This window comes from Acinetobacter sp. BIGb0196 (genome assembly GCF_011759595.1).
Taxonomy (GTDB): Bacteria; Pseudomonadota; Gammaproteobacteria; order Pseudomonadales; family Moraxellaceae; genus Acinetobacter; species Acinetobacter guillouiae.
On sequence record NZ_JAAOZA010000001.1, the window covers coordinates 1557819 to 1580546 of the forward strand.

The 22728-nt window shown below is 37.8% G+C and carries 20 protein-coding genes; 7 read left to right on the forward strand and 13 right to left on the reverse strand.

Annotated elements, in window-relative coordinates; translation table 11 throughout:
* Nucleotides 1-34: 34 nt before the first annotated feature.
* On the reverse strand, nt 35-1381 hold the full coding sequence (locus tag FHR28_RS06980) for a dicarboxylate/amino acid:cation symporter (RefSeq protein ID WP_056512019.1): 1347 nt from the start codon (nt 1379-1381) through the stop codon (nt 35-37).
* 629 nt (nt 1382-2010) lie between these two features.
* Between FHR28_RS06980 and sohB the strand changes: the two genes are divergently transcribed.
* Together sohB and FHR28_RS06990 are read left to right on the forward strand one after the other, a co-directional pair.
* Nucleotides 2011-2973, forward strand: a complete 963-nt coding sequence (gene sohB / locus FHR28_RS06985) for a protease SohB (RefSeq protein WP_004822565.1) — start codon at nt 2011-2013, stop codon at nt 2971-2973.
* Nucleotides 2974-3167: 194 nt separating this feature from the next.
* Complete coding sequence (locus FHR28_RS06990) at nt 3168-4310, forward strand: acyl-CoA dehydrogenase family protein (protein WP_154129397.1); 1143 nt, start codon at nt 3168-3170, stop codon at nt 4308-4310.
* Nucleotides 4311-4395: 85 nt separating this feature from the next.
* Here FHR28_RS06990 and FHR28_RS06995 read toward each other — a convergent pair whose 3' ends face one another.
* Nucleotides 4396-4914, reverse strand: coding sequence for a DJ-1/PfpI/YhbO family deglycase/protease (locus tag FHR28_RS06995; protein WP_004719237.1), 519 nt, complete (start codon nt 4912-4914; stop codon nt 4396-4398).
* Nucleotides 4915-5165: 251 nt separating this feature from the next.
* On the opposite strand from FHR28_RS06995, the gene pheA reads away from it, so the two are divergent.
* The 4 genes from pheA (at nt 5166) to FHR28_RS07015 (ending at nt 9655) form a co-directional block, all read left to right on the forward strand.
* Nucleotides 5166-6272: a prephenate dehydratase gene (pheA, locus tag FHR28_RS07000; RefSeq protein WP_004719240.1), complete on the forward strand. Its 1107-nt coding sequence runs from the start codon at nt 5166-5168 to the stop codon at nt 6270-6272.
* A 32-nt stretch (nt 6273-6304) separates the two neighbouring features.
* Nucleotides 6305-8551, forward strand: a complete 2247-nt coding sequence (locus FHR28_RS07005) for a bifunctional prephenate dehydrogenase/3-phosphoshikimate 1-carboxyvinyltransferase (RefSeq protein ID WP_166782249.1) — start codon at nt 6305-6307, stop codon at nt 8549-8551.
* Nucleotides 8552-8669: 118 nt separating this feature from the next.
* On the forward strand, nt 8670-9050 hold the full coding sequence (locus tag FHR28_RS07010) for a hypothetical protein (protein WP_004719243.1): 381 nt from the start codon (nt 8670-8672) through the stop codon (nt 9048-9050).
* 20 nt (nt 9051-9070) lie between these two features.
* Nucleotides 9071-9655 carry a GAD-like domain-containing protein gene (locus FHR28_RS07015; protein WP_151957227.1) on the forward strand — a complete coding sequence of 195 codons (585 nt, stop codon included), beginning with the start codon at nt 9071-9073 and terminating at the stop codon, nt 9653-9655.
* 86 nt (nt 9656-9741) lie between these two features.
* Here the strand turns inward: FHR28_RS07015 and FHR28_RS07020 are convergent, their stop codons facing one another.
* The 10 genes from FHR28_RS07020 to FHR28_RS07070 form a co-directional block, all read right to left on the reverse strand.
* The gene (locus FHR28_RS07020; protein ID WP_105713769.1) at nt 9742-10185 is read right to left on the reverse strand and encodes a DUF2147 domain-containing protein; all 444 of its coding nucleotides are present in this window, start codon (nt 10183-10185) and stop codon (nt 9742-9744) included.
* 186 nt (nt 10186-10371) lie between these two features.
* Nucleotides 10372-11403: an RNA 3'-terminal phosphate cyclase gene (gene rtcA / locus FHR28_RS07025; protein WP_166782250.1), complete on the reverse strand. Its 1032-nt coding sequence runs from the start codon at nt 11401-11403 to the stop codon at nt 10372-10374.
* Nucleotides 11381-11659 (reverse strand): CPCC family cysteine-rich protein, encoded by a 279-nt coding sequence (locus FHR28_RS07030; protein WP_051671060.1) that lies wholly within the window; start codon nt 11657-11659, stop codon nt 11381-11383. The genes rtcA and FHR28_RS07030 overlap by 23 nt, the downstream gene beginning before the upstream one ends.
* Before the next feature lie 487 nt (nt 11660-12146).
* Nucleotides 12147-12608 (reverse strand): DIP1984 family protein, encoded by a 462-nt coding sequence (locus FHR28_RS07035; protein ID WP_004822548.1) that lies wholly within the window; start codon nt 12606-12608, stop codon nt 12147-12149.
* A gap of 26 nt (nt 12609-12634) precedes the next feature.
* Complete coding sequence (locus tag FHR28_RS07040; protein WP_166781686.1) at nt 12635-13039, reverse strand: DUF7684 family protein; 405 nt, start codon at nt 13037-13039, stop codon at nt 12635-12637.
* 5 nt (nt 13040-13044) lie between these two features.
* A complete protein-coding gene (locus FHR28_RS07045; protein ID WP_105713765.1) occupies nt 13045-13515 on the reverse strand; it encodes a hypothetical protein in 471 nt (156 codons plus the stop codon).
* A 3-nt stretch (nt 13516-13518) separates the two neighbouring features.
* Entirely contained in the window at nt 13519-14784 is a 1266-nt protein-coding gene (locus tag FHR28_RS07050) for an RtcB family protein (RefSeq protein ID WP_166782784.1), read from the reverse strand.
* 722 nt (nt 14785-15506) lie between these two features.
* Nucleotides 15507-15788, reverse strand: a complete 282-nt coding sequence (locus FHR28_RS07060; protein ID WP_166782252.1) for a hypothetical protein — start codon at nt 15786-15788, stop codon at nt 15507-15509.
* Between the two features lie 1166 nt (nt 15789-16954).
* Nucleotides 16955-18586 carry a TROVE domain-containing protein gene (locus FHR28_RS07065; protein WP_166782253.1) on the reverse strand — a complete coding sequence of 544 codons (1632 nt, stop codon included), beginning with the start codon at nt 18584-18586 and terminating at the stop codon, nt 16955-16957.
* Between the two features lie 596 nt (nt 18587-19182).
* A complete protein-coding gene (locus FHR28_RS07070) occupies nt 19183-20160 on the reverse strand; it encodes a ribonuclease Z (RefSeq protein ID WP_166782254.1) in 978 nt (325 codons plus the stop codon).
* A 273-nt stretch (nt 20161-20433) separates the two neighbouring features.
* Here FHR28_RS07070 and rtcR point away from each other — a divergent pair, with 273 nt between their 5' ends.
* Nucleotides 20434-22035, forward strand: coding sequence for an RNA repair transcriptional activator RtcR (gene rtcR / locus FHR28_RS07075; protein ID WP_056511994.1), 1602 nt, complete (start codon nt 20434-20436; stop codon nt 22033-22035).
* 49 nt (nt 22036-22084) lie between these two features.
* Here rtcR and FHR28_RS07080 read toward each other — a convergent pair whose 3' ends face one another.
* Nucleotides 22085-22717, reverse strand: coding sequence for an alpha/beta hydrolase (locus tag FHR28_RS07080; protein WP_004719268.1), 633 nt, complete (start codon nt 22715-22717; stop codon nt 22085-22087).
* Nucleotides 22718-22728: the final 11 nt, after the last annotated feature.

A 22728-nucleotide genomic window follows, 5' to 3' on the forward strand; every position in this document is an offset into this window, starting at 1 on the left:
TCCTTCTTATTACAAATATTGCTTATAGGATGTTTTAATCCATTGGATCTTCACGATGTTGTTCAACTGCTTTAGCATCATAGTGCGCTTTACTCGGATGAGCGAATGCAGTAGCCAGTTTGTCTTTGTCTAAAGCATTGTCCCAACGTGCCACAACAATCGTCGCACACGCATTACCGACTAAATTGGTCAGTGCACGACACTCAGACATAAAGCGGTCAATACCTAGAATTAAAGCCATACCTGCAACAGGAACTGCTGGAACAACAGATAATGTTGCAGCTAAGGTAATAAATCCAGCACCTGTAACACCAGCAGCACCTTTAGAGCTCAGCATTGCAACGAGCAATAATAAGATTTGGTCTTGAATACTCAAATCGATATTACATGCTTGTGCAATAAAGAGCGCCGCCATCGTCATATAGATGTTGGTACCATCGAGGTTAAATGAATAACCAGTAGGAATAACCAAGCCAACTACAGATTTTTCGCAGCCTGCTTTTTCCATTTTACGCATCAATGATGGAAGTGCGGCTTCAGATGAACTGGTCCCTAAAACTAACCATAATTCATCTTTGATATAGCGAATCAGATCTGTAATTCTAAATCCATTATAGCGCGCCACTGCACCCAAAATAACCAGAATAAAGAGTAAAGCAGTGATATAGAATGTCATAATTAAAAGTAAAAGATTTCCAATACTTTCAATACCATACTTACCAATTGTAAATGCCATTGCACCAAAAGCACCAATCGGAGCAAATTTCATCAGCATTCCAACTAAATGAAATACGGGTGCTGTAAGATTGTTTAAGAAGTCTACAATCGGTTGACCTTTTTCGCCTACCGCAGCCAAGGATAAACCAAATAATACGGCAACAAATAGAACTTGTAGAATGTCGCCACTTGTTAATGGACTAACGATGGTTGTTGGAAGAATATTCAGTAAGAAGTCGACAATAGAAGCGTCATGTGCTTTCTCAGCATACTCAACAACTTTCTCTGATTTCAATGATGTAGGGTCAATATTTAAACCTTGTCCTGGTTTAATAATATTGGCAACAATCATCCCGACGATTAATGCGAGTGTAGAGAAGGTGAGGAAATAAAGCATTGCTTTACCCGTTACTCGTCCTACAGTTCCCATATGTTTCATGCCTGATATTCCAGTGACAACCGTCAAGAAAATAACAGGCGCAATAATCATTTTGACCAGTTTAATAAATGCATCACCTAATGGTTTTAAACTTGCACCAATATCTGGCCAAAAGTGTCCAAGAAGGATACCAAGTACAATGGCAAAAATAACCTGAACATAGAGGATTTGATAAAACTTTTGTTTTTTAGGGGGTAGGTGTTCATCGTGTGAGGAGATATCCATACTCAATCCTTATCCTTGATGTTGATAAAATTAAACATTTTTTAAAAAAATGACACATAAATGTTCATAAATTTACAAAATGTAATTATTCTTTTTAACGTGTTGATTTTAAATAGTTTAATCAAAATAACAAATATGTTATTTAGATAAAAAGAGTTGGTAAATAACCTATTATAAATTTTAAAAATGTGTGATATATGTTTATTTGTATTATCTGTTTGATATAAACATGTCTATGTTTTTTTATGTGAATTTGTCATAAGAAAAGCCAGCAAAAGTTCTACTAAGTGGCATTTGCGTTATTTTCGAGGTAAAGTCACTGAATATGCTGAAATCAGCAAGGCTTAACTTAGATGTAAAAACTATTAATAAAATCTTAATTTATTCAAAACGCGTATCTTTACTCGAATTTTCATTCGTTTTTAACTATAAAAAAAAGCTATGTATTGTATAACTAAAATTTAATTATTGTTGTTTGTTAAAAGTGTGTAGACAAAGCTTTTTATCATGCATAAAGACTAAGTGGACTGAGCTTTGTCGAATTTTTCAAAAAGTGTATTGAAATTTAGCTGATCCGTCCGCATCTTATTAGAAAAGCATTTCCTTAGATATTAGAGATTATAAATTCTATGTTATTTCATTTACCCAAAGTACCCGCAGAAATTCGTATCAGTCATTTAAATGCCCGAATAAATGAGCAAAGAAAAAGAATTGCTCAATCTACTGCATCGAAATTGGAATTGTTTCAACTGACTCAACAGTTTGTAAAAGAAGCTCGTGTACGTAAAAAAAATAATCAAAAAATCTATGTCTTAGATTTTAAAGGAGATGTACAGGCTTCAGCTGTAGAAAACTTAAGAGAAGAAATTACATTAATTCTTGCGACAGCAAAAGCAGGCCGTGATCGTGTCATTGTTCGTTTAGAAAGCCCTGGTGGTATGGTGCATGGTTATGGTCTTGCAGCTGCACAATTGGTTCGTTTACGTGATGCAGGCTTTAATCTGACGATTTGTGTGGATAAAGTGGCTGCGAGTGGCGGTTATATGATGGCATGTATCGCAAGTGAAATCGTCTCTGCACCATTTGCTGTGGTCGGTTCGATTGGTGTTGTTGCCCAAGTCCCTAATTTTAATCGACTGTTAAAAGAACATCATGTTGATTTTGAGCTATATACCGCAGGTCAGTTTAAGCGTACTGTGACGATGTTTGGTGAAAACACCCCAGAAGGTAAAGCAAAATTTGAAGAAGAGTTACAACAAACGCATCAACTATTTAAGCATTTTGTTGAAAAATATCGCCCGCAACTCAATGTCGAAAAAGTTGCAACAGGTGAACACTGGTATGGTGAAGATGCGCGCAATTTAAATTTAGTGGATAAATTGCAAACTTCAGATGAATATTTGCTGAGCTTATTGCCACAACATGACGTATATGTGATTCAAACACGTCGTAAGCCAACACTTGGCGAGAAGTTAGGTTTACAAGCTGCACAAATGGCAGATGCCTTAATTCCATCCGTTGTGAATAAATTGATGAGTGAGATCACGAAGCTAAATTCCTCTTTACCGATGTTTAAAGATGATAAATTCTAAGTTTTAATTGAACATTTACAACCTAAAGAGTAATTGGTGAAAGCTGATTACTCTTTTTTTATAGAAAAGTCTTTTCTTTATTCGCAAAAATGCTCAGAAAAAATGACCTCATGTGGTCATGACAAGTCTGCAAAAAATGATTAGCATGCTAGGGATCATAAAATCAAAAACTCAGATTGAAAGGAATACAAGACATGTTGGCATATGATGCAGATTTAGAACTTTTTCGTGATAACTTTAAACGTTTTATGAGTGAACACGTTGCTCCATTTTATGAGCAATGGGAAAAAGAAGGTTTAATGCCACGTTCAGTATGGTCATTATTGGGTGAAAATGGCTATCTTTGTGTTGATGTACCTGAAGTGTATGGTGGTTACGGCGTTCCAACTGAATATTCATTGATGTTGGTTGAAGAGTCTGCACGTGCAGGCTATGGTGCATTGTCTACCGCGATTTCATGCCATTCAGAAATTGCAGCGCCTTATATTTTGCATATTGCCAACGAAGAACAAAAACAATACTGGTTACCTAAAATGGTGTCAGGTGAAGTGGTGGGCGCAATTGGGATGACGGAACCGGGTGCAGGTTCAGACCTACAGGGCATGCGTAGTAGTGCGATTTTAAATGGTGATCATTATGTTTTGAATGGTTCTAAAACATTTATTTCAAATGGTCAACATGCAGATTTAGTGGTATTGGCAGCAAAAACTGACCCACAAGCGCGTGCAAAAGGTGTGTCACTTTTATTGGTTGATACACATCTAGATGGATTTAAAAAGGGCACCAACCTCGATAAAATTGGTTTGCATTCTCAAGATACCTCAGAACTGTTCTTTGATAATGTTAAAGTTCCAGCAAATCAATTGTTAGGTAGTGCAGGGCAAGGTTTTGCCTATTTGATGCAAGAGTTACCTCGTGAACGTACTGCAATTGCAGCAACGGCACTTGGTGCAATTCGTGGTGCAATCGATATCACTACTCAGTATGTACAGGAACGTCAAGCGTTTGGTCAGAAAATTGGCAGCTTCCAAAATACTCGTTTTGTTTTGGCTCAAGCAAAAATTGATGAGTTGGCAACAGCAGCATTCTATAACCAAAATCTAGCTTTGTATAAACAAAGTAAATTGGATGTTGAAACAGCAGCAGCTTTAAAAAGTTTTAGTACGGATATGCAGATGAAAATCATCGACAGCTTGCTACAACTGTTTGGTGGTTATGGCTATATGACGGAATATCCAATTTCTCGTTTCTTTGTAGATGCACGTATTCAACGTATTTATGGTGGAACAAATGAAATCATGAAAGAGATCGTGGCACGTGGCATCATTGGTCGATAATGCATAAATAAATAGCAACGATAAAGTATTCAAATAAAAAACCTTCTTTATTTAAAGAAGGTTTTTTATTATCAAGGTTCAGGGATTAAGCACTTAATACATTTAAACATTCATTAATAAAGATAGGCAGTTCAAAAGTCGAGCGTGAAGAAATATATAAATTGTTGTCGTTTACCACTTCGCGATCAAAAACCACAGCGCCAGCGTCTTTAAGTTCTTTGAGGATATCTTCAATCGAAGTTAAGCGCCGTCCAATTGCAATTTGTGCATCGATAAGCAAATGGCTACTGTAACAACATAAAAAAATAGGTTTTTGTGCGTTGGCAAAATTACGTAAAAAATCAATAAATCGTTCATCTTCTTTAAGATGATAAGGGGAATATCCACCAGGAATCATTAGCGCATCAAAATCCCGAACAGAGATTTCATCAATGCCTAAATCTATACTGACCGAGGATTTTCTTTGTTTACTATAAACAATATTCCCCGCAGACTTTTCAATATTGCGCACAGAATGGCTTGCAGCTCGAAAAGCTTCAACGGGATGATGATATTCCGCATCTTCGAAATCATGGGTAATGAGAACAGCGATTTTTTTATTCATATTCTATGTCTCGAAATGCGCTTATGCTTTTTATCATAGAGCGCAATGCTTAAAATTCTATAGCTGCTTTGTAATTCATTTTGTGGTCAGAAAAGTTATAAAGTGATGACATTTTATTCAATATATAAGTTGAAAGTGAAACATTGAAAAATGCACTATTGCCCAACAAATTAAACTGAACTATTGTTATACTGTCAGTGGTCTAAAACATAGACTTCTCGTAATTCTCGACTTTAAAGGGCGACATAACAATGATCAACGATGATCAAAAAACGACTTCTCTAGATCTTGCTCAAATCCGTGAAGATATTGACTCTGTAGATCAGCAAATCCAACAACTTATCAATCGCCGGGCAAAACTGGCGGAATCAGTTGCTAAAGCAAAATTTGCAGCAGAAGAGAATCCGTTATTTTATCGTCCTGAACGTGAAGCACAGGTTTTACGTCAAGTTATGGAGCGCAATGAGGGGCCATTGTCAGATCAAACCATGGCACGTTTATTCCGTGAAATTATGTCTGCATGTTTGGCACTTGAAGCACCACAAAGTATTGCATTTTTAGGTCCAGTCGGCACTTATACTCATTCTGCTGTATTAAAACATTTTGGTCAGGATGCTGTGGTTCGCCCATTACCAACGATCGATGAAGTGTTCCGTGAGGTTGAAGCGGGTAGTGCACATTATGGTTTAGTTCCAGTCGAGAACTCATCTGAAGGTGTGGTCAACCATACTTTAGATTGTTTTAAAGCATCGCATTTAAATGTGATTGGTGAAGTTGAATTGCGTATTCATCACCAATTCCTGATTTCTTCAAATACTCGTAAAGACAGTATTAAACAAATTTATGCACATCAACAAACACTTGCGCAATGTCGTAAGTGGTTGGATGCACATTATCCGGGTGTAGAACGTGTAGCTTTAAGCTCAAATGCAGAGGCTGCTCGCCGTATTCGCAATGAATGGCATTCAGCAGCAATTGCATCTGATGTGGCTGCAAGTATTTACGACTTAGAAGTTCTCCACGGCAATATTGAAGATAATCCTGAAAATACGACACGATTCTTGGTCATTGGTCGTGAAAAGGTACCACAAAGTGGTAATGATAAAACCTCATTACTGATTTCAGCACATGACCGTGCAGGGGCTTTATTGGAAATTCTTGCACCATTTGCAAAACACAATATTAGTTTGACCAGTATTGAAACGCGTCCTGCATTACCTGAAAAATGGGCGTATGTATTCTTCATTGATCTTGAAGGTCATGTGGAACAGGACAATGTTAAAGCGGCGATTGAAGATATTCGCCCACTGGTTAAAGAAGTACGTGTACTGGGTTCATATCCGATTGCTGTGCTTTGATGTCGTTGTGAAATAGGTAGTTCAAAATCGTTATGTCACAACCTTTATTTAAAAAAGTTGCTTTTATTGGACTTGGACTGATTGGTTCAAGTCTAGCCCGTGTGATTGCAGCCGAACATCTTGCTGAAAATGTTGTTGCGTCAACACGCTCAAAAAAAACGCTGGAAGATGCCAAAGCTTTAGGAATTATTTCTGCGGGTTTTAGTGATCCTGTCGAAGCTGTAAAAGATGCAGATTTAATCGTTCTGGCTTTGCCCGTTCGCGCGACACAGAAAGTGCTTGAAACGATTCAAGCTTATGTTTCTGAAAACGCCATTATTACCGATGTCGGAAGTACCAAAGGGAATGTGGTGGCAGCAGCACATGCTGTCTATGGTGAAAATCTTCCTGTAGGTTTTGTGCCTGGTCATCCAATTGCTGGTGCAGAACATACAGGTGTCCATGCTGGTAAAGTTGACTTGTTTGTGAATCATAAAGTGATTCTAACGCCGTTGCCGAGCAGTGCTGATTGGGCAGTTGAAAAACTGATTCAGCTTTGGCAGGCTGCAAAAGCAGAAGTCATTTGTATGGATGTGGATAAACATGATGAAGTGTTGGCACATACCAGTCATTTACCGCATCTGATGGCATTTAATCTGGTCGAACAGCTTGCAAATCGTGAAGATAACTTAGATATTTTTCGTTATGCCGCTGGAGGTTTTCGTGACTTCTCACGTATTGCTGCCAGTGATCCGCAGATGTGGCATGATATATTTTTTGCCAATAAAACAGCCATATTGAAAGCAGTTGATGGTTTTGAAACGCAACTTGCGACATTACGTCAACTGATTGAAGATGAGAATTCACAAGCCCTGATGGGATTGCTAGGACATGCACAAGCGGCACGACAGCATTTCAATCATATGCTCGCCAATAAACCTTTGATGGAGAAAAATAAGGTGACACAACAATTTACCATTTTGCCGGGTGAGAAGACATTTAAAGGTAAATTTACCGTGCCGGGTGACAAGTCAGTGTCACATCGTTCCATCATGTTTGGTGCAATCGCTGAAGGTACAACCCACGTTACAGGTTTCCTTGAAGGTGAAGATGCCTTAGCAACACTTCAAGCATTTCGCGATATGGGGGTCAGTATTGAAGGCCCTAAAAATGGTGAAGTGACCATTCATGGTGTGGGTATTCATGGTTTAAAAGCGCCAAAAACGGCACTGTACATGGGTAACTCTGGTACGTCGATGCGTTTGCTTTCAGGCATGCTTTCAGCACAACAGTTTGACTCTGTGATGACGGGTGATGCGTCTTTGTCTAAGCGTCCAATGGAGCGTATTGCAAAACCTTTACGTGAAATGGGTGCGCAAATTCAAACCACGGGTGAACGTGGTACTCCGCCTGTTTCAATCACTGGCGCTCAAGCATTGAAAGGCATTCACTACGATTTGCCAATGGCATCTGCGCAAGTCAAATCTGGGATTTTATTGGCAGGTTTATGGGCAGAGGGTGAAACCTCTGTGACTGAACCTGAACCAACCCGTGACCATACTGAGCGTATGTTACGTGCTTTTGGTTATGCTGTGGAAACGGAAGGTAATCGTATTTCACTACACGGTGGTGGTAAGTTGGTTGGGACAGAGATTCAAGTACCTTCTGATATTTCTTCTGCTGCATTCTTTATGGTGGGTGCTGCCATTACTGAAGGTTCAGATATTACCCTTGAAGCTGTTGGGATTAATCCAACTCGTACAGGTGTAATCGAAATCCTTAAGCAAATGGGTGCAGACTTAACTGTTGAAAATGAACGAATTGCAGGCGGTGAGCCGATTGCTGATATCCGTATCCGTGGTACCCGTACATTGAAAGGCATTCATATGCCAGAAGATCAAGTACCGTTGGCAATTGATGAGTTTCCATCTTTGTTTATTGCTGCTGCATGTGCTGAAGGGCAAACGGTGTTGACAGGAGCTGCTGAATTACGGGTTAAAGAGTCTGATCGTATTCAAGTGATGGCAGATGGTTTAAAAACCATGGGGATTGATTGTACGCCAACTGATGATGGCATCATCATTGAAGGAAAAGGTAAATCGGGCGACTGGTCTGCTATTTTTTCTGGCGGTGAAATTGAATCGCACCATGACCATCGTATTGCAATGAGTTTTTCGATGGCGGGTTTACGTAACTCTGGCGAGATTAAGATTATCGGTACTGAAACTGTAGCAACAAGTTTCCCAACATTTACTGAACTCACTAATCAGGCGGGGTTTCAGATTCAAGTCAGCGAATAAATCAGTCCTTGTCTAATATTTGTATAATTAATTAAAAACAGCCAAGCAAATGCTTGGCTGTTTTGTTTATATTGCTTATTCTAAAACCATACAACTATAAAGCCTTTTGGATGAAGCAATGAGAACATTACAATTTACAGCAAACTGTGAGAATCATAGTAACAGTCACAATCATGGTGAAAATGTATGTTATGTCACTCAGGAATACGTGACGACTTTGTTGTTAAAACAACTGTCTCAATATGGCTTTAAAGCGGAAACAACACACTCCGATGAAGACCTTGCTGTCAGCGTAGAAAATCATCCAATTGGTTTGGGAGTTAATTGTCATTTAAATGATCAGGGCTTATTAACTTGTGAAATTTCAGCCCATGCTGATGAAGAACAAGCGTGGTTTAAGAAGATTGCAACCCAGAGCATGATTAAGCAATTGGCAAATGCTGTAGAAAATACATTAAAAGAAGATGATGCGTTTAGTGGATTTGAATGGAAAGTATAAGCAGGGCCTAGGGGATAGCTATGCAATTACAAACATTTATTAATAAATTTTCAGTAGATCAGGCGGGAAACACAGTAAGCCCTGAAACTGTAAAAAAATATCAAGCGTATTTACCTGAAGCGCTCTTAGAGCTTTGGCAAAATCATGGTTTTGGCTTCTATGGTAACGGTTTGTTACAGATCATTAACCCTGAGCTTTATCAAGATGTGCTTTGGTCATGGTTAATGAAAGATCAACCTGATATGACTCGGTTACCCATTGCTATTTCAGCATTTGGTTTGGTGTTTTATTATCGTTTATTAAGCGAAGATGGCGATGAGGATGTATCCTTTATCGACCCGCACAACTCGGATATTGGGGTAACAGCTTGGTCATTAACAGATTTTTTTAATGACTGGATTTGTGGTGATGAGATCATTGAGCAATTTTTAGAAAAATCAGCCTTAGCAAAGGCACAAACTCAATATGATAAATTATCTGATAATCAAATGTATTGTTATCTTCCTGCACTGAGATTGGGTGGGCGTGCCAGTGATCTCAATTTAGATAAAGGTGATGCAGCCACACATTTAGATTTTTTATATCAACTTGCTGTGAATAACTGATTTAAAAATCATTCAAAATAGATGTTTAGAAATGACAGTTTGATTGAGATAAAACTGTCATGTCTATTATGAATTAAATTATGCTATTACTCGACACGTAACCATGTTTGGCTACGACCTACCGCTGAAATACCTAAATATCCACGGAGAAATAGTTTCTTGCCATTTGGGCTGACTTTACCTTTTAATCGATAGATTTTACCTGAAACTGGGTCAATAATTTTCCCATCAGTATAACTCACATGATCATCTGTCTTTAGCCCAGAGATTACCTGTAAGCCAATAATTGGCTTGTTGGTATAAGGTGCAGGGCAATTGGTGCAAAATTCTTTTGGGGTGTAGCCTGGGCGTGGTGTTGCTTTTAATGCTGTACCCGCATAGGTACCGTTACTTTGTTTTTCAATTTTAACCAGTCCCTTTGCTTCACCAGTTTTGTCATCGATATAACGCCAGGTTCCCACGATATCTTCCGCAAAAGCTGTCGATGTTAAAAATGCGATACATGCTGTCCCCAATAAAACTCTCATCATTTCCCTTATTCCTTAAGTGGGTATTTTCTACTTTAAAAATCATACTTATTTAAGGCGTTGATTATATAATGAATAGTTGGGTCATTTATTTACATAATGTGCCAATAAGTATGAAATTTAAAATGAATTGGCACATAAAGATAAGCAATTGATGAGCTTGTAAACTGGATTTAGCATAGCTGAAGCTTATGTGATGACACTCACCTTAAAAATATCATTGATTGCTTCAAAGTGAATTTCACAATCTAAGAATTTTTGAATCATTTCAGCTTGTGTTGTGGTGTGTTCACTGACAACTTGAGCAGTAAACTCACCACCTTTACCTAAAGCTAAAGGTAATAAAAGTTGGTCTGCTAGATATTCGTCAGCCACAGCATCGCAAGCTAAAAAGGATTTAACTTCTTTGGCTAAATCATGCGCTACTTTTTCTGCACTTTTCTTCATTTCACCTAACACAGAAAATACTTGTTGATGGTGTTCGTAATTTAACACCACAAAAGCTGTATTCCCTTGGCTAATCCCTTGAAAGTTTAGTCTGTTACGTTGGCTTAAGCTCAATTTGTTATGTAATACTTCCAGTTCACGATCAGCAATATTCTGTTGAATATTTAAGGCAGCTGCATAGCCATGTATTTCCAGTAATTTGCCTTTATTTAATACTGAATATTCAAGCTTATCTATCCAAGGATAAGTTGTAATATTGATTTGACCCGCACCAATTGGAAAGAAACCAGCACGTTCGCATTCAAAGTCGACTTTTATTCCAAGTTTATGAATAGCAGGTAGAAAGCAAGACTCTATGAAATCTGCAGTCGGTGCCATTGGATTATGTGTTCCGCCGTGGATACTGATTTGACTGATTTCATTTTGCATCATCAGTGCAGGCAGTAGTGTTTGTAAAACCAATACTGTGCTACCGGCTGAACCAATATGAAAATCATATTTACCCGCCTGAACTTGTTGGGGCTGGAAATATAATTTTTGTGAATGTAGTTCAGCACCTTCCACAATGGCATTGCTAATGCGTTGAGATGCTTGTACACAGACTAAATGCTGTCGCATTAAGCCCGGCTTTTTACGGCCTGCACGGATATTCACAAGCTCAAATGGAATACCCGTTAACATAGACAGTGAAAGGGCAGTTCTTAAAATTTGCCCTCCACCTTCGCCTAGTGAGCCATCAATTTGGATAGCTTTATTTTTTACTAATGTGTTCATTTTGTTCTTCATCATTTCTTTCTAAATCATTCGGTTTTCGAACATGTTTTAAAAACCGTAATTCACTTACACCATATTGTTGATAATTATCTTGTGCCTCTGCTAATGAGATTGCATTTGCACCACTTTTTGAATTTGGATGAATATTTTGTACAGGATCATCTTCCCAAAAACAAACTGGACAAATCTCAAAGTCAAAATTACCCGAAGGTTGATCTCTCGTGTAATGATGACAACAAGAACAAGGGTAATTCATTAAAAATTCCTAAAAGGGGTGAACATACTGTCAGTGCATGGTGATGCTCAGTGCATTGTAACTTTGCTTTCACAAAGGTTTGCCTTGTACGTAGTGATGGGTTGATTTGTGCTTAAAGTTTTAAGCTAACCCGCTCGCTCATCAAGCCACTACACCTTATTTTCAATCCTGTGTTGTGGAGGTGGGGGATCTTGCACTCGCCCAGTATGTTCGGGTTTTCTCAAATGACGAATCACTTGAGAAAAGGTAAAATATATTGTCAGTACGTGGTAATGCTGTGTAAATAGTCACTCTGATTCACAAAGGTTTAAGTGATGAAAGGTGATGGATTTGATTGATGCGTTTCCGCTCTAAATCCGCTTCGCTGTCATTACCCAAAAATGATGCTGACTTTTATTTCAATCTATACAGCCTTAGATCTTGTACTCGCCCAATATATTTCGAGATCTGATAGGGTAAGCCCTATCAAAGCTTTTAAATGATGGCTTTAAACGTCAAGTAAATCAACTTGCCAATTGGTGGCTTGTATCAATACATTCAAGTCGCGTAATTTGGCACTGATATCATCGGATTGTTTTTGCAAGGATGATACTGGAATGACCTTATGCCATTTGATTTCACGTGTACTATAGCGGTCAGGCTCACGTTGTGTGTTGCTGATGGCTGAGGTTAAAATTTTATGGCGCTCTACAAGCTCATCACGTTGAGTAAGTAAAGCCAATAATGAACGACCATCCGTTAATTTTGCCAAAGCATTGGTTTGATGAATGGCATAAACAAGTTTTTGAGATTCTTGAGTTAATGCAAATACTTGCTTTAATAACTCATTTGGATCCTCGGATGGCTCATCACCGTCTTGTACTAATACGTTCGCATTGATACGTTGTTTTAATGAAGCGAGTTTCTTTTGTTGATCGCTTCGTAATAAGAGTGCTTCTGCAAGTTTCATTTTATTTTCCTTATCGCTTTTAATAGTCAATAAATATTTAACACAACGATTTCATATAAAGTTTGCTGGGGTAGTGTATCAACTGGGATTGATTCGGCAAATTCTATAACGTCTTCTAAAGTTTGATTTTCATGCCAAGTGGTCATGAAATTATAATCATCGTCTTCAGGTAGATCATAATTACAAAATTCTAAATAAGAATAATCCAATGCATCATCCCAAATTGAACATTCATGGCCCCAAGCTAAAGCCCAATAGCATTGTTTAGATTTTACAATCCAATCACTGCATTGATTGCGCCAATCATTGGTTACATTGTTGTTGTGTATTGCTAGCACAACAATGTATGGCTCTTGTGGTAATTCAAGATGGATTGCTTGATTAGCCAAAAGATCGTAATGACTGATCTTGACTTGTTTAGAGCGATACATTGGTATTACTCATTTTGATTAATCCAAGTGTGATTAAGTACCCAGTCGTTAATACAGAAAAATGGTAGATTACGTACTGGGTAAATTTCATGCCATTCATGTTGATTAAAATCATTTTCAAAAAAACGTTGTATTTCTTGTTTCAAAGTGTTCAGAAAAAAATACTTATTCAATTTAAGAGTATGCACAAAAGACTTTGCAATAAATCGAATAATTAATTGATCCTCTATAATCGAGTTTTCTGCAACAATTTTAACAACATGACCTTCTTCATCTATCTCAATAGAGGCTGGCAGAATATTTTGTTGAATATTCCACCCCCAATTCACCAAATCTTGAAACGGATCATAAACATCTGATAAATCTATTGAGATTTCTAGTTGATCATATTTGAAAATTAAAGCAGCCCAGCCATGATCAAACATTTTTAATTCAATAGAAATAAATGAGTGATTTAATCTCCCTAATTTATGCATCAACTAACCCTTTACACAAACAACCTGACTTAAGGTATAAACCACTTCCACCAAATCGCTTTGTGCTTTCATCACATCTTCAATAGGCTTATAGGCAGAAGGGATTTCATCAATTACAGCGGCATCCTTACGGCATTCAACACCTTTGGTTTGTTCAATCTGATCTTCCACAGTAAACAACTTTTTTGCAGCAGTACGGCTATGTACACGACCAGCCCCATGCGAACATGAACAGAAAGACTCCTGATTTCCCCTACCTTTGACAATAAATGACTTGGCACCCATTGAACCTGGAATAATTCCATACTCACCCAAACGGGCACGTACAGCACCTTTACGTGTTACCAGCACTTCTTGACCAAAGTGTTCTTCTTTATCCACATAATTATGGTGGCAATTAACGGCTTCAACTTTGGCATTAAATGGTTTGTTGATGATGATTCGTAAAGCCTGAACCGCAGCTTCCATCATTAACTCACGGTTTTTCATGGCAAATCGTTGTGCCCAACCCACTGCAAACAAATAATCATCAAAGTGTTCAGTCCCTTCCACTAAATAAGCTAAATCTTTATCAGGCAGATTAATAAAGTGCTTTTGCATATCTTTACGTGCAAGCTCAATAAAGTGGTTACCAATCGCATTTCCAACACCACGAGAACCTGAGTGCAACATAATCCATACTTGTTGATGCTCATCTAAACAGACTTCAACAAAATGGTTTCCTGTTCCCAAAGTACCCAACTGTTTATGGTTGTTGGTATTTTTCAAACGGGGATGCTTGGCACAGATATATTCAAAATCAGTCACCAACTCAGCCCAAGCCTGATCAACACGTGCAGTAGGTGTATCCCATGAACCTTGGTCACGACGACCACGACCTTTGGTCATACCATGCGGAATTAAACGTTCAAGTTCGGTACGCAGAGCGTATAAGTTATCTGGTAAATCTGATGCGCTTAGCGAAGTACGTGCAGCCATCATTCCACAGCCAATATCTACACCGACCGCAGCAGGGATGATTGCACCTTTGGTTGGAATTACACTTCCAATTGTTGCTCCGATTCCTACATGTACATCTGGCATTACTGCCATCCATTTATAAATAAAAGGCATTTGTGCTGTTTTTAATAATTGGTCTTTCGATTTCTCATCAACAGGGACACCTTTGGTCCACATTTTTATAGGAACACCTTTAGCATCCTGAATTACGTTATAAGTACGTTCCTGTGCTAAGGAAGTTTGTTTTTCGATTTGTTCTGTGACTAACATCGTCATTGCTTTGATCCTTTTCAAAACCTGCCTGCCAAGCGGTTGCAGGCAGGTGATATTTATATACATCTCATGATGTATGCTTTGTATATTGCAGAGAGTGTGCCAACTTTGTCTTTTAATTGATTTTTATTTTATAAGATATTGATTTTTAATAAATAGATAGATTTACATTTTATTTTAAATGTACGTTTTAAAAAAATATTCAAATTTAAATATTATTTTAGATAGTAATTTATCTATTTTTATATTTTAAATAAAATATAAAACAACCAATGCCTAAACATAATAAGAAAAGGAGGCTAAAACCAATTGAAAAGATGAGGCTTATTTTAGAGCCTTGTAAATATGCAAATAGAGTGATTGAAAATATTAGGCTATAAATACTACTAAGGAAATATCTTCCACAATGTGGTGCAAATTTAGTTGTAAAATAGCCGAGCCAAATAGCTATTGGAAAAATTGATATAATTGAAAAATAATAAATTTTTGAGCAGGTTGGGATATTTTCTTGCTGGAAACCGCAACCCAAAGTGAGTGAAAGCAAAAAAATGACGTAGAAGAAAAATAAGAATACAAAAATTACTAAAGGAAATAAGAGGAAAGCAAACCAAGTACGCATTGTTATTATTCAGGATATTTATCATGTTACAGATTATAGTATGAAATCTAGCTTGGGAGAATTTCTTTTCCCAAGCTGAGTTTGATGAAATTTGTGAATCTTAATTTTTGTTCATATCCCATACCGTATTATCATCAGTTGGTTGATAATTTTCTTCGATATGGATTTTTAACCTCAGTGCGAGAGGATCATCTTCTAGGATTTGACTATGCCCATGTAAAAGTTTCAGTTCACTTTTTTTACGACTTTTACTTGGCGGTTTTTCATGATAGTTCTGGCACTTCTTATACCAGTGGTTAGTTTCTAAATAGTACTTTTTGACTCTTAGTTTCTCTAAAGCAAGATCAAGATTGTTATCGTCAACAATAACTTGTATAGACATGATTTGCGTTTTACAGACTGACACCTGTCTTTGGTTTTAAGTTGAGACTCCAAGCTAGCAAATTTTTTGTTGATTCACAAGCATCGCTTTTAAACATGATGAGTTTAAAAAGAAAAGCATTCACAAACATTAAGATCAGATTTTGTGAGTAACACGTTAGAAGGGCCTAACCCCTGCACTAAGGCGTTACCATGAAATCCAATCTATATTCGTGACTGCTTATCGTGTAAATCTATTTATTATAATGAGAGTACATCAACAAAAGGCTGAAGACAGTCGTGGCTCTACCAACTGAGCTACTGTATTTTGTCATACAGGGTGGTATCGAAGCACCGACAAACGCGTAATGTAGTCCTCAAAGCATTTGATCTATTTTCATTATTGCTTATACAAAATCAAAAAAGTTGGTGTTGGATATGTGCAGTACCCTAAATACTGTGCGTGAGATCGCGATGTAATCCAACAGGCATTTGATCGTTTAAACATAGGTCACAAACCCATCAACAAATTTGATTATAAGACAAACAATTCACCGCTTTTGCTTTAAGCGACTGTATGTATATACAGCAGAGGAATCTAACCTCTGATCTGTGAATTCTAATGTAGTCCTATGCGTATTTGATGGACTGATGCCCCAATATATTTTCATATACTGCCCTACAAGTGAATCAACAAGTTTTTCAAAGACGTTCGTGCCTTACCACTTGGCGACCATCATCGAAATGATGGGGTGGATTCGAACCACCGATGACGTCAATTTTAAGATGTAGTCCTTGAAGCATTTGATTCTTTTACTGCTTCGCATAAACAAAATGTTAAAGACGTTTCGTTGCTCTATCCAACTGAGCTACTTTTCAAACTTGGAAAAGCGTGAAAAGGGTGGATTTGAACCACCGACCTACGCATTAAAGATGTAGTCCTTAACGCATTTTATGCGATGTATTTTGCCAACAAAGGTGTCGATAAAACATCAATTATTCAAAGTAATGTAGTTCTATCTGCATTTGGCAATTTCTTACTTAGCACAACAATTAAATATAGAAACAGCATAATCTTGAAATGTAGTTCCTATGGCATTTGTGCTTTTTATCTAACCCAGTCTTATCAAGTGTGGACATTGTTAAATGTAAACACTTGAAGAGACTCGATCAAATTTGTTTATACATTCAGCTTGCATAAAGCTGAGTTTGTGTAATATCTATTTTTTCAATTTCGTTTACCCAATGATCTGCATGCATTTCATTTTTGGCAAAACTTTCAATCAGTTGAAATACCGTATCGGAAAATCCACCGACATTCATCACATCGCTATGTTCAGGCATTTGCGTAGTGGTATAGGGTTGCAGATCAACACACACCAGTTTTGCATCAGGGTTATGCTGTTTTAGCTGTTTCCAATAATGCATCATCCCAGTTTTTCGGTGTGATCTTGGAACTTGATCTGCCCATGATTCATTATCAGAGAAGTAAATTACCATATCGACTTTGGCATTTTCTTTCACTAACAGTTCCAAAGGCTTAGAGCAATCAGTTCCACCACCACACATGCTGGCAAATTTTTTAGCCAAAGCAAAAATATCAATTTCTGAATTTTGCTGTTTTCCAAAATTTTTTCGTTTTAAATATTCCTGTACTTTGCTGAAATTGGATAATTGACGAACTTCAGTATCAAACGGCATCAAACGAATATTTGGATTTACATATTTAAATGCACTAGCAAATAATGCAGCAGCATCTACGCAACGTAACAGAGAGGTTGCACCCTGACGATAACCTGTCACAGAACTTGACATCGAACCGGAAACATCAATCGCAATCACCACATTTCCTTCAAGTTTCGGTACATTGGCGATGGCACGCTGCATAGCAAACTTTAGCGCATTGGCAATTTCATGTGGCATATCCTCTGCAAGTGCTGACCAAGCCATCATCAATTGATATGGAAATACTCGACTTTTGGCTATGGCTTGCTCATCCATCAATTTATCGGCAATGATTTTTGTCATTCCTTTGATTTTAAAAACATCATGGCGTAAGAAGGTATTTAAGTTCATACGTAGCATTTGCCAAGAACCATTTTTTGCAATTTCGGCCCATTGTTTCGCATTCAAATTTAAATTGGTTAGAAGCTGCATCGGCACTTTAGGTACTTGTGTTGCTGTTCCCAATCGAAACTCTTCCAATGCTTGCACTTGAGTCGGTAGTTGGATAAGTTGGTATTCTTTTCCTAGGACATAGGCAAAAAAAGCATCGTGTTGAACTGTCTTTGGTTTTGGATGAGTCATTTTTAACACATCGGCAAGTGAAGGGCTGTTTCCAATATTGGCCGCAATCAATTGTTGATCGGATGCTGAAAGAATCCATTCATTGACCATACGTTTCGGTAATGAACCTAATGACTTACGACCAATCATTCCAGAGCGCATGATTTGAACAAAATTTCTCAACTGTTTTCCATTATCAATAATCAAAGGAAAAACTTGCTTAAATAATTCTGCATCAAGTTCAGAAAGTAAAGCCAATAACACTACAGGTGTATCTTTCATATGTGCCTTTTGGCGTGCATAAATTGCAGTTTTAGCCACAAATTCAGGCTCTACTTCAAGCGCTAGGTTTAGAATATTATCAAGTTGCACTTGTGCATTTTGATAAAAGGTCTGATTCAGTGTACCTGTTGCAGCAAGCTGCGCTAATGCGGCACGAGATTTTAATTTATATGCGCGACCACCAGCTTCGTTGTATTCAATGGTTTTTGGTTTTGCCTGTTGTTTAGAGGCAAAAATTGTCTTGTTCGCCATGACAGCATCCTCAAGTGATTTTTTAATTTCTTGAGATAGATATTGCAGAGAGTGTGCCAAGTTTTGTTTTGGAATGAAATTTTATTTTTAAGTGGCTGATTTTATGAGTTTAAAAATTTTAAAAGCTCAGTGGTTATGTGTTTTTAAATTTAAAAGGTATGAAATAAAATATCTTTATTTATAGATTTTTATCTTTATTTCTATTTTTAAAATAAAAAATCAATGAGCCTAATGGTGTGCAAATAAAAAAGGACACTAAATCCAGCTAAAAGCAAAGTTAGTTGGGGTACAGTCAACCTATTAAAAAACTCAGACACAAAAAGATGTTTTTTTTAATTCATATTTTTAATTAAATTAATTGCATGGCGGAATAAACTATTTGAATATAAAAAGCTTACACTGCCACACCTTTTGAAGATGAGGCCAAACCTTGCGCTGCAAACAAAGCTGAGCTTTGTTTTGCTCATGTTGGGCGAGGGATAGATCCTGTACCCCCACATTCCTACACACAATGGGCGATATCCATGTCGCCACACGATAAAACGATCATCTATGATTCAACAATATTGCATAGCGTTAAATTGAAGTTGGGACAATTACTTTTCCCAAGGTTTCCCAGTACGAAGCTGTGTTAATCCGCCGTGCATATTTAATTCATACTGATCAAAATCATTAGCAATATAAAAATTGCCATGATAGTACTGGGCAATTTCATCACTAATGGTTTGCACACCTTGTGCATCGTGGTAACGGGCACTGAGATGCGTTGCAATTAAATTAGGTAGTTGAATCGATTCGGCAAACTCAGCGACCATTTTCGCAGAACTGTGCATTGGGCCTGCGCCTACTTTGTCTAATATCGATTGAGTATAGGTTGTTTCATGAATCAGCAGTGCTGCATCCTGACAAGCGTTCGATAGTAATTCTGGCTGATCGTTATCTCCACCGACAATGGCATAAACACTTTGAGTGTTTTGAATGAGAACATCTTGACTTAAGACGGACTGCCCATTCCACTCAATATTTTGACCTTGTTGTAGATCACCCCATAGTTTACCTTTTGGAATTTTGAGTTGATTTAAAACGTCAACATTGAGTTTGCGCTGAGTTTGTGTCGCTTTAAAACCATAAGCATAACTTGTCACACGGTGGTGTAAGTGATGAACGTCAATGGAAATATGCTCATCCAATTGAAAGGGATTCGTCAAAGTATTTACATCGATAAAATGTATTGGATAAGGCAGGAAAAGTTCAGTGAATTGACAGGTTACTTCAAACCATTGCTGAATTTCTTTGGGTGCAATCAGCGTGATCGGATCTTTGCGTGCATTCATACCAGCACTTGCCAGTAAACCCATCAAGCCATAACAATGATCGCCGTGTACATGCGTAATGCAAATGGCTTTTAAATGTTGTAAAGAGAGTTTTGCTTGTTGAATACGATGCTGTGTACCTTCGCCTGCATCAACCAATATCCAGTCTTTGCTTTTGCAATAATGAATCGCTAAACCTGACACATTGCGTGTTAATGTGGGCACACCAGAGGATGTCCCTAAGAATGTAAACTGTAACATGAGGAATTAAAACCTATTGAATATTTAAAATGTTTTCTATGATTGTTTTTACAACAAAGCAGGGTGGATTCCATCAAAAAAGTGTCGAATCAGACGTTGATGGGAGAAGTGAGTAAAAGCTTTGTACATCAATAGTATAGTCGCATTATATTCAAAAGAGAAACTGAGATTTTTAAAATATTAAAAAATGACGGTATAAACAGTATTTGATTTTTGACAAAATAAAACTATGCTTTAAGCAAGATATATAAAATTTTATAGATTTATAGAAATATGCAAAAATTTAAAAAAACAGTCGTGATTGGTTTTGTGGGTTCAACTTTAGATCAAGGGAAAAAACTTGATCGCTGGCAACGCTGGCGTCCCACCATGAGTTTGTTGATGCATGAAGATTTAGTGGTTGATGAGCTGGTTTTATTACATGATCGCCGAAATGTCAGCTTAATTGATCATTTGCGACAAGATGCTTTAGAAATTTCACCGCAAACCCAAATTACTGGCCATAAGATGAATATCCGTGATCCCTGGGATTTTTCGGATATGTATGGTGCATTATATGACTTTGTAAAATCATATTCTTTTGATACTGAGAACAATCATTATCTATTACATATCACCACAGGTACGCATGTTGCGCAAATATGTTGGTATTTATTAATTGATGCGCATTATTTACCAGCCAAACTCATTCAAAGTGCACCTACAGGTAAACAACAACCTGAGGGTGAATATCGTATTATAGATTTAGATTTATCTCGATATGCAGCATTAACCCAGCGGTTTGAACATGAACAATCTGAAAATTGGCAGCAGTTAAAAGCCAATATTGCCACGAAGAACCAAAACTTTAATCAAATGATTCAAGAAGTAGAACTGGTTGCAACACGCTCAAGTGCGCCAATTTTGATTATGGGTGCAACAGGGGTCGGTAAGTCGCATTTAGCTAAGCAAATTTATCAATTGAAAAAGGAAAAATTTCATCTTTCTGGGCGCTTTATTGATGTGAACTGCGCAACGCTGGTTGGTGATAGTGCGATGTCGACATTATTTGGTCATAGTAAAGGTGCATTTACAGGTGCTATTGCAGCACGTACTGGTTATTTAAAAAGTGCGGATAATGGCATTTTATTTCTCGATGAAATCGGCGAGCTAGGGTTGGATGAGCAAGCCATGTTGCTCAAGGCCTTGGAGGATAAGTCATTCTTTCCTGTAGGAAGTGATAAAGAGGTTCAGGCTGACTTTCAGTTGATTGCTGGAACCAATCGAGATTTACGTGAGGAAGTCCGTGCAGGGCGGTTCCGTGAAGATCTATGGGCTCGCTTAAATACATGGACCTTCTTTTTACCGAGCTTAAAAGATCGTGTGGAAGATATTGAACCGAACATCACCTTTGAGTTACAGCGTTTTGCTGTTGCGCATCAACGGCAGTTACGTTTTCATACCGATGCCTTAGAAAAATATTTAAAATTTGCGCAATCTTTAGACGCCAGTTGGCAAGGGAATTTTCGTGATTTAACTGCAAGCGTGACACGTATGGCGACTTTAGCCAATGGTGAGCGTATTGGTTTACATGAAGTAAATGCTGAGATTGGCCGACTACAACAAATTTGGAATATTGCTGAAAATAAAGAGGCTTTAACCCAATCGTCACTGATGAAAATTTTAAGTGCTGAACAAGTGGCGCAGATTGATGAATTTGATCGTATTCAATTGCAGGGGGTGATTGATGTTTGCCAAAAATCGAAATCCATGGCCGATGCTGGACGGCGTTTATTTTCTGTATCTCGCGAGCAAAGACAAACCACCAACGACAGCGATCGCGTGAAAAAGTATTTGGCGAAATTTGGTTTGAGTTGGGATGATGTGAACGGATAAATAAAGTGAATCACTCACCTTATTTATCCTAAATTTTTTAAATTCAGATTTATGGCACAAGAAGAAAACGCGAAATTGCGATTCTTAACTGCTTTAAATAACCTGTAAAGAAATGGTTTGCACCTGGCAATACGGTGATCAAATGACGTTGTGGTTTCGCCCATTCAAGCAAATCAGAGAGTTTAGTCGTCGGATCTGCTTCACCGTGTACAAACAGGATATCGCCTTTAATTGCTGGGGTAACATAATGACGTAGACCATCTACAGTGGATGTTGGTAAACCACATAAGATCACTTGTTGCGGTTTAATTTCATCAGGGAGCGCATGATATGCTTTTGCCATTACATGTGCACCAAAACTAAAACCGCCAACATAGAAAGGTAGACTTTTGTGTAATTGTCTAACGTGTCTAATGACCTCTAGAATATCTTCAGTTTCAGCAAAGCCTTCATCATGGATTCCATCGCTTTGTCCAGAACCACGAAAACTTGGGCGATAGACCACACAACCCTGTTCAGAGAGGATTTGTGCAAGTAAAGCAGGAACTTTATGTTGAGGTGTACCACCTTGCAGTGGGTGAGGATGACAAACGACAGCAAAACCTTTTACTTCGCCCACAGGATAGTCAACAAAAACTTCAATTTTGCCAACCGAACCTTGAATGAACAGTTGTTCGGACATAATTTAAACGA